The organism is Exiguobacterium sp. A1_3_1, assembly GCF_048985645.1.
GTDB lineage: Bacteria > Bacillota > Bacilli > Exiguobacteriales > Exiguobacteriaceae > Exiguobacterium_A > Exiguobacterium_A indicum.
In genome coordinates this window covers 1-8,905 of the sequence record NZ_WBYY01000140.1, presented here as the reverse complement: position 1 = coordinate 8,905, position 8,905 = coordinate 1, and the positions used below count along the sequence as shown (strand labels likewise).

8 protein-coding genes, 2 pseudogenes and 2 other annotated features are annotated in these 8,905 nt (G+C 51.7%); all 10 genes and pseudogenes read right to left on the bottom strand.

Translation table 11 applies throughout. The features are described 5' to 3' along the window. Positions 1-297, bottom strand: a pseudogene (locus tag F8N00_RS13670) (tryptophan synthase subunit beta); the annotation flags it as partial. Beyond that, on the bottom strand, positions 294-863 hold the full coding sequence (locus F8N00_RS13665; RefSeq protein WP_421018399.1) for a phosphoribosylanthranilate isomerase: 570 nt from the start codon (positions 861-863) through the stop codon (positions 294-296). The gene F8N00_RS13665 and the pseudogene F8N00_RS13670, both read right to left, overlap by 4 nt. Continuing rightward, entirely contained in the window at positions 860-1,627 is a 768-nt protein-coding gene (gene trpC / locus F8N00_RS13660; protein WP_421018398.1) for an indole-3-glycerol phosphate synthase TrpC, read from the bottom strand. The genes F8N00_RS13665 and trpC overlap by 4 nt, the downstream gene beginning before the upstream one ends. Further along, positions 1,624-2,640 (bottom strand): anthranilate phosphoribosyltransferase, encoded by a 1,017-nt coding sequence (trpD, locus tag F8N00_RS13655; RefSeq protein WP_421018397.1) that lies wholly within the window; start codon positions 2,638-2,640, stop codon positions 1,624-1,626. Before trpD ends, trpC begins: the two co-directional genes overlap by 4 nt. 6 nt (positions 2,641-2,646) lie before the next feature. Then, positions 2,647-3,213 (bottom strand): anthranilate synthase component II, encoded by a 567-nt coding sequence (locus F8N00_RS13650; protein ID WP_058265118.1) that lies wholly within the window; start codon positions 3,211-3,213, stop codon positions 2,647-2,649. Then, positions 3,210-4,604: an anthranilate synthase component I gene (trpE, locus tag F8N00_RS13645; protein WP_058265117.1), complete on the bottom strand. Its 1,395-nt coding sequence runs from the start codon at positions 4,602-4,604 to the stop codon at positions 3,210-3,212. Before trpE ends, F8N00_RS13650 begins: the two co-directional genes overlap by 4 nt. Before the next feature lie 51 nt (positions 4,605-4,655). Further along, positions 4,656-4,904 (bottom strand) — a binding site (T-box leader). Positions 4,905-4,952: 48 nt separating this feature from the next. After that, positions 4,953-5,204 (bottom strand) — a binding site (T-box leader). Positions 5,205-5,260: 56 nt separating this feature from the next. Further along, complete coding sequence (locus tag F8N00_RS13640) at positions 5,261-6,529, bottom strand: dihydrolipoamide acetyltransferase family protein (RefSeq protein ID WP_421018396.1); 1,269 nt, start codon at positions 6,527-6,529, stop codon at positions 5,261-5,263. Between the two features lie 14 nt (positions 6,530-6,543). Then, positions 6,544-7,527: an alpha-ketoacid dehydrogenase subunit beta gene (locus F8N00_RS13635; protein ID WP_023467596.1), complete on the bottom strand. Its 984-nt coding sequence runs from the start codon at positions 7,525-7,527 to the stop codon at positions 6,544-6,546. Next, positions 7,524-8,537 (bottom strand): thiamine pyrophosphate-dependent dehydrogenase E1 component subunit alpha, encoded by a 1,014-nt coding sequence (locus F8N00_RS13630; RefSeq protein ID WP_023467595.1) that lies wholly within the window; start codon positions 8,535-8,537, stop codon positions 7,524-7,526. The genes F8N00_RS13635 and F8N00_RS13630 overlap by 4 nt, the downstream gene beginning before the upstream one ends. Before the next feature lie 13 nt (positions 8,538-8,550). Next, positions 8,551-8,905, bottom strand: a pseudogene (locus F8N00_RS13625) (dihydrolipoyl dehydrogenase); the annotation flags it as partial.

Here is an 8,905-nt window from a genome sequence, read left to right as displayed (position 1 = left end):
CGCTTGACCGATCGTATTGTTGATTTTATGGGCACCGGTATGGTTCAAGTCTTCTCGTTTCAAATAGATCTTTGCGCCACCAATCGTTTGCGTCAAATGTTCGGCAAAATAAAGTGGTGTTTCACGTCCGACGTATTCTTTCAATAATTCGTCCATCCGCGCTTGAAACGCTGGATCTTCTTTTACCGTTGCGTAAGCTTCTTCGAGTTCGATCACCGCGTGCATCAATGTTTCCGGGATGTAGCGCCCTCCGTATTTACCGTATTGTCCGAGTGTATCCGGTTGTGCGTAGCTCATGCTTCTCTCTCCTTTACGGCATCTGCGAATGCCTGCATTTTGATGGGATCTTTCCGTCCATCCGTCTCGATGCCACTTGAGACATCGACGGCGAACGGGTGATATCGTTTGATTGCTTCTCCGACGTTTCCTGCTGTCAAGCCACCGGCAATGAATAGTGGACGATCGGCTTGAATGTCTTGTGACCAGTCGAATGTCTCGCCACTTCCAGCAACCGGTGCGTCGACGAGCAAATACTCCGTCTGTTGCTCTATTTCTGCGATGTCCGTCACCGGAATCGCTTGAATGACGGGAACTGGTATCTCTCCGTCCGGAATGACACCATGAATTTGGACGAGATCTAGCGCGACTTGTTCGACGGCGTTGGTCACCTGCTGATAGGTCGGGGAGACGAAGACACCGACGACCTGGACCGTACTCGGAATGTCGCGTCTAAGACGCGCCGCCTCTTCTAGCGTGACCTGTCGTTTGCTTTTAGCAAAGACGAAGCCGATGTAGTCCGCTAAGCGAACTGCCGCTTCGACATGTTCTCTTTCCCGGAGACCACAGAACTTAATCCGTGTCATACGCGAACGCCACTCACTTCTCGAATGAAGACTTGTGGATCGTCTGCCCGCATCAACGTCTCACCGACGAGGATCCCGTCTGCACCGGCAGCGTGTAATCGCTGTGCTTCCTCGACTGTCTTGATGCCACTCTCGCTGATATACCGGACGTCCGGTTGTTTTTGTTCGAGTAATCCGACCGATGTCTGTAAATCGACTTCGAACTTTTTCAAGTTCCGGTTGTTGATGCCAATGATTTGCGCACCGATCGCCTCTGCCCGGCGTAACTCCTTTTCGTCATGGACTTCGACTAAGACCTCAAGTCCTTCCGCGTAAGCATATGCATACAAGTCAGCAAGCGTCTCCTGCTCGAGAGCGGCGACAATCAGGAGAATCAACCGTGCCCCATGTGCTTTTGCCCGGTCAATTTGAATCCGATCAATCATGAAATCCTTACAAAGCACCGGGATGTCGACTGCTGCAGCGACTGCCGCTAAATCGTCCATCGATCCTTTGAAGTACGTCTCGTCCGTCAAGACAGAGATGACAGTCGCCCCACTCGCTTCATATTGTTTGGCCTGAGCGATGACGTCGACGTCGAGTGCGATGGCCCCTTTTGATGGCGAAGCTCGTTTAATTTCCGCGATGACGGATAAATCCGCTCCGGCTAGTCGTTGCTTAATCGACGGCTTCAATGCCTCCCGACTGATCCGTTCGACACCAGTTAATTTTAATTGCAGGACTTCTGTCCGTTTCGTTTCGATGATGCGATCTAAGATATTCATCCGATTGCTTCCTCCCGTGTCATTTGTCGTAATTGGTTCAATCGTTTCATCGCCCGTCCTGAGTCGATGCTATCTGCTGCTAAGGCGATCCCTTCTTCGATCGTCTTCGCCCGATTTGCTGCAAAGAGAGCAATTCCCGCATTGAGTAGAACCGTGTCGCGATAAGCACCATGCTCTCCACCAAGAACACGGAGTAAAATCGCCGCATTCTCTTGTGCACTACCTCCGCGAATTGCTTCAAGCGGTGCGGTCTTCAGTCCGACTTCCTCCGGGTGAAGACTGAAGCGAATCAGCTCACCTTCGTCGAGTAAGACGAGTTGGTTCGTTCCGGCAAGGGATGCTTCATCCATTCCATTCGCACCATGTAAGACGATTGCTCGCTTCCGCCCGAGTCGATGCAATGTCAACGCCATCGTCTCGAGCATATCCTCCCGGTAAATTCCTAATAGTTGTGTCTTGAGCGGGACCGGATTCGTCAACGGCCCGATCAAGTTAAAGATCGTTGGAATCCGCAGATCGCGTCGGACCTTCATGATTTGCTTGACGCGTGGGTGCATCCGTTGCGCAAACAAGAAGGCGATTCCGTTCGACTCGAGCTGTTCTGCTAAACGTTCCGGTGTCGCATCGAGCGAAACCCCGAGTGCTTCGAGCACATCAGCGCTGCCCGTTTTACTCGAGACACTCCGATTCCCGTGCTTCGCGACTTTCATGCCGGCACCTGCCAGAACGAAGGCGGCTGTCGTACTGATGTTGAACGATTGTGAGCCGTCGCCTCCCGTGCCGCAGTTATCCATGAAATCGCCGGTGACCGGAATGTCGAGGGCGACCTCGCGCATGATCGAAGCGAGACCGGCTAATTCTTCTGCAGTCTCCCCTTTTGCTTTCAGGGCGACGAGAAAAGCGGCAATTTCGCTATCGGTCACGTCTTCCGCAAACAGTTCGCGTGCTGCCTGTTGCATTTCTTCATATCGTAAATGTTTTGCTTCTGCTAATTTCAATAACGTCTCTTTCATCGTTCGTCACTCCTTTGTCAATTCAATGAATCGTTTAATCATCTGCTGTCCTTGTGGTGTTCCGACAGATTCAGGATGGAACTGGATTCCGAAGGTCGGATGCGTCCGGTGCTCGAGTGCCATGATCGTCCGGTCATCCGTTTCTGCCGTGATGACGAGCTCCGTCGGTAAGTCGTTTCGAGCGACGATCAGCGAATGATAGCGCATGACCTCTAACGTTTCCGTCATGTCGTCGAAGAGTTGTCCCGATTGTCGAATCATCGATGTCTTCCCGTGCATGATGACCGGTGCTTCGACGACGTTTCCTCCGAATGCTTCGCCGATTGCCTGATGTCCGAGGCAGACACCGAGAATTGGTACTTGACCCGATAATTGACGAATGAGATCGATGCAGATGCCAGCATCAGCCGGGCGACCGGGACCGGGTGAGAGGATGATGCCGTTTGGTTTCATCTCGCGGAGTTCTTCTATGCTGACCGCATCGTTTCGAATGACGTGAACGTCTGTGTAAACGGATGCGTATTGGTATAGGTTATAGGTAAAGGAATCATAGTTATCAATTAGGACGATCATTTCCAAACCTCCAGTAGTGATTTCGCTTTGTGTAACGTCTCCTGGTACTCGAGGCGTGGAATCGAATCGTAGACGATGCCAGCACCTGCTTGCACAGAGGCGACACCATCCTTGATCACCATCGTCCGGATAGCGAGGGCAAAATCCATATTCCCCCGAACATCGAAATAGCCGACAGCCCCAGCATATACTTCTCGTTTCACCTGCTCGTACTGGTCGATCAACTGCATCGCTCGGATTTTCGGAGCTCCCGTGACCGTCCCTGCCGGTAGACAAGAGACGAGTGCGTCTGCGCCGGTCTTTCCGTCCGCTAACGTTCCTTCAACGACAGAAACGAGGTGCATGACATTCTTGAAGCGCTCGATTTGCATGAATCGCGTCACCTCGACGGTACCAATCTGACAAATCCGACCGAGGTCGTTGCGTCCAAGATCGACAAGCATCCGGTGCTCGGCCCGTTCTTTCTCATCGTGAAGTAACTCCTCTGCCAGTCGTTCGTCCTCCTCTTTCGTCTTCCCCCGGCGGCGTGTACCGGCAATCGGATTCGTCGTCACTCGATTCCCTTTGACTTGGACTAAACTTTCCGGGGAGGCCCCGAGTACGATCGCTTCGCCTAAGTCGATATAGAAGAGGTATGGGCTTGGATTGTCCTTGCGGAGCTTCCGGTAAAATTGGAACGGGTCACCTGAGAACGTCGCATCGAGACGTTGTGAGAGCACGAGCTGGAAGACGTCGCCTTGGCGGATGTGTCTCTTCGCTTGTTCGACGAGTCCTTCAAACGTCTCTTGATCCATTAACGGTTCATAGACGACATCCCGGAGTGGACGCTCGATGTCCGTTCGCTCCCGTGGTTGCTCAAGTTGCGCTTTCCGCTCTGCTAGACGTTGACGTAAGACGTCACGATCAGTGATGCCACCAAGTGACGTCTGAATCAAATGAACACGATGTTCGAGATGATCGAACAGGATGATTTGGTCGTATACGGCGAGTAGCGCGTCCGGTAGTTGCCTCGTTCGCTCTGGAATATCACCAAGCGTTTCATAGGCGCGCATCATGTCGTAACCGACATATCCGATCCCACCCGCTAAAAACGGAAGGTCTTCTTCAACTCCACCCCGGAGGATCATCTGTTGCATCAGTCGTACTGGATCACCCGTTTCCTGCGTCAATAGACCTGTCGTCAACTGTTCCCGCGTCACGGTCCGTCCCTCTGCGCGAATCATCTCCACCGGATCAACACCGATGATCGAATACCGTCCTTGATCCGTATGCGCAGAACTTTCAAGCAAACATTTCTGTGTTCCGCTCAGTTGTTGAAAAATCATGATTGGCGTCATCTCGTCGCCGTTTAGTTCAAGTTGTTCGATAATAAGTGTGTCTGTCTGAACCATCCCTGTTCGCCTCCTGGAATATAAAAAAGTCCCCCACACAGCGTATGCTGCATGGAGGACGATTATCTCGCGGTGCCACCTCTCGATTGGAACGGTTCGACCGTTCCCACTCTGTCTGATGCGTCTAATAAGAGACATCATAGCCTACGATAACGGGGGCATCCGTCGCGACCTACTTCTTCGTTCAGCCACGCTCTCATGAGACCATTCACGAAACCTCGCCGTACGGAAGTCGCACCATTCTTCCGCTCTCTGAAACGCCGATGTTGTCTCGCTACTTAACTCACTCTACGATTTGTTCGATTCGATTGTATACGAAAAGGGTCTTCTCGCCCATTCATGTAGAACATGAAGGACGGGAAGACCCGCGGTACCACCTTCGTTGACGATGCTGACACCGTCCCCTTTGAAACGAACCGGACCGTTGTCCTGATTCGTCGACCCCGATAACGGGAGGAACCCGTCAGAGCCTACTACCCATTGAAGGGATTCGGTCTGAAGCTCAGAAGGCCATTCGCTTGTTGCCCGATACTGATTCGCACCACCCATCAGCTCTCTTGAATCGTTTCACAAGTTACTTCTCTTCGTCTTTGCTATCGTGTGTTGAATTGATTCTTATATTACGATGCTTCTTCTTCCCTGTCAACTGGAAAAACTCAGTATAAGGAAAGTTGGTTCGGATCAATCGATTCGAGCGCTTGTTTGACAGTTTGTAGGAACTGTCCGGCAACGAGTCCGTCGAGCACCCGGTGGTCGATCGACATACAGAGGTTGACCATGTCGCGTGCTGCAAACATGCCGTTCACCCAAACTGGACGTTTAACGATTGATTCAACGGATAGAATCGCCGCCTGCGGGAAGTTAAGGATCGGTGCTGATTGGATTGAACCGAATGAGCCCGTATTGTTAACCGTAAACGTCCCGCCCTGCATCTCTGCAGACGACAACGTGCCGGCTTGTGCCCGTTTCCCGAAGTCATCAATCGCGCGTGCAATCCCCTTGATGCTTAGTTCATCCGCATTCTTGACGACTGGTACGAACAGAGCGTCCTGCGTCGCGACAGCAAGTGATAGGTTGATCGCTTTCTTTTGAATGATCTTATCTCCCGCCCATGTCGAGTTCATGATTGGATGTTTCTTCAATCCTTCGACTGTCGCCTTCATGAAGAATGGTAAGAACGTCAATTTGACCCCTTCTTGTTTGAAGAACGCATCTTTATGACGATTACGTGCTTCGACCAAGTTCGTGACATCGACTTCGATCATCAACCAAGCATGTGGCGCTTCGTGCTTCGCGCGAACCATGTTCGAAGCGATTGCTTGACGCACACCGGCAGTCGGAATCTCGATGTCGCCCGTTTCCGTCGGTTGTGGTGCAATGACCGGACGTTTTGGTGCGGGTGGTGCTTCTGCCGGAGGCGCTACCGGAGCCGCTTGCGCTTCCGGTTTTGGTTCCGTTGCTTGTGGTGTCGAGATCGATCCAGACTCGATCAGTTTCAAGAGATCTTTCCGGGTAATCCGGCCGCCCGCTCCCGTACCCGTCACTTGTTCGAGATCAATGCCGTGTTCGCCTGATAATTTCAAGACCGCTGGTGAATAGCGTTTTTTCATCGATGTATCAGCCGACGTCGTCTCTTCGACAGCTGGCACTTCTTGTTCGGTCGCCGCGACTTCCGTTGATCCGCCGCTGACTTGCATCGTGACGATCGCGTCACCGACTTGCAACGTATCGCCTTCTTCTGCAAGTAGTTTTTCAATCACACCATCAAACGAAGATGGGACTTCTGCCGTTACCTTATCGGTAATGACTTCTGCAATCGGATCATATTTTTTGACAGTATCGCCCGGTTTGACGAGCCACATCGAAATCGTTCCTTCAGTAACACTTTCCCCGAGTTGTGGCATCGTAAGTGTTTCAGTCTTCATCGGTCAGTTCCCCCTTAGTATGCGTGTAACGTCCGGATTTTATCTTCAATTTTCTCGCTTGAGATGTTGAAGAACTTCTCCATCGTCGGAGCGTATGGCATCGCTGGGACGTCTGGACCACAGAGTCGTTCGATTGGTGCATCGAGATCGAACAATGCTTCTTCTGCAATGATCGCCGACACTTCACTCATGACGCTACCTTCTTTATTGTCTTCCGTGACGAGCAAGACTTTCCCCGTCTTTTTCGCTGCTTCGACGACTGCTTCGCGGTCGATTGGATAGACGGTCCGCAAGTCAAGGATGTGGACATCGATTCCGTCTTTTTCAAGGCGTGTTGCTGCCTCAAGTGCCATATGAACACATAGCCCATAAGTGATGATCGTCACGTCTTCGCCCTCACGCTTGACGTCTGCTTTACCGATTTCGACCGTATAGTCGCCTTCAGGAACATCCCCTTTTAACAGACGATAGCCTCGTTTGTGCTCAAAGAACAAGACCGGATCATTCGAACGAATCGCTGCCTTTAGCAATCCTTTTGCGTCATATGGATTCGATGGGATGACAATTTTCAGACCAGGCGTCGAGTTGAACATCGCTTCGACCGACTGAGAATGATAAAGTGCCCCGTGAATACCACCGCCGAACGGTGCGCGGATGACGATCGGACACGTCCAGTCATTGTTCGAACGGTACCGAATCTTCGCTGCTTCACTGACGATTTGGTTGACCGCTGGCATGATGAAGTCAGCGAATTGCATTTCAGCAATCGGACGCATGCCGTACATCGCAGCTCCAATTCCGACACCGGCAATCGCACTCTCAGCGAGTGGTGCATCGATGACACGTTCTTCTCCGAATTGTTCGAGCAATCCTTGGGTCGCCCGGAAAACACCACCACGGACACCGACGTCTTCGCCGAGGATGAAGACGGACTCGTCGCGTTCCATCTCTTCTTTGATTGCACTATTGATCGCTTCGATTAAACTTAACGTCGTCATTTCGTTTCCTCCTCGTCGTACACGTAACGTAATGCATTTTCTGGCGCATCGTAAGCTGCTGCTTCCGCATAAGCCGTTGCTTCGTCGACTTCTTTCTCCATCGCTTGTTCGATTTCAGTCGCTGATTCTTCCGTCAGGACGCCCATTTCAATCAAACGCGCACGGAAGAGTTTGATCCCGTCACGTGCTTTTAAGGCATCGAGTTCTTCAGCAGAACGGTACGATTTATCGTCATCATCGGATGAGTGTGGCACGAGGCGTTCGACTTCAACTTCGATCAAGGTCGGACCTTCTCCCCGTAATCCGCGCTCACGTGCTTCCTTGACGACTTTGTAGACAGCGAGTGGATCGATGCCATCTACCGTATAGCCAGGCATTCCGTAGCCGATTGCCCGATCAGCGACGTGTTTCGCCGACAACTGTTTCGAAAGTGGTGTCGAGATCGCGTATTTATTGTTTTCACAGAACAAGATGACCGGAAGCTTGTGAATTCCGGCGAAGTTCGCCCCTTCATGAAAGTCTCCTTGGTTTGAAGAGCCCTCTCCGAACGAGACGTAAGCAACGAGTGGTTCCTTACGCATCTTCGCAGCAAGTGCGATCCCGACAGCATGTGGGACTTGTGTCGTAACCGGACTTGAACCCGTGACGATATTCAAGGCACGTGAACCGTAGTGTCCTGGCATTTGACGACCACCTGAGTTCGGATCTTCTGCCTTTGCGAATGCCGACAGCATGATATCGCGCGACGTTTGACCGAAGTGTAAGACGACGCCTAAATCACGGTAATACGGCAAAATGTAGTCCGTTCCTTTTTCAAGGGCGAACGCTGCACCGACTTGAGCCGCTTCTTGTCCTTGACATGAGACGAGGAAGGGAATTTTACCTGCTCGGTTCAACTTCCACATCCGTTCATCGATCTTCCGCGCACGGACCATCGTTTCGAACATCTGAATCGCGTCCTGTTCCGTTAATCCGAGTTCTACTAATTCTTTGAATTCTATTTTTTCCATCCGTAATTCCTCCTTAGGCGTGAACCGCAAGTCCGTCGACTGCAAGTGCTGCTTCTCCGAATGCTTCTGACAAGGCCGGGTGCGGATGCACGAGCTGTCCGACTTCCCATGCCGTTGCATTGAGTACGAGCGCTAATCCACCTTCACTGATTAGTTCCGTTGCTTTTGGTCCGACGATGTGAACGCCGACGAGATCATCTGTCTTCGCATCGGAGACGAGCTTGATGAAGCCTGCCGCCTCTCCTTCGATCCGCGCTTTCCCTAATCCGTTGAACGAGAAGCTTCCGACCTTAACGTCCATTCCGGCACGTTTCGCTTCGTCTTCCGTCAAACCGACCGATGCCGCTTCCGGTACGCTGTAGATACAA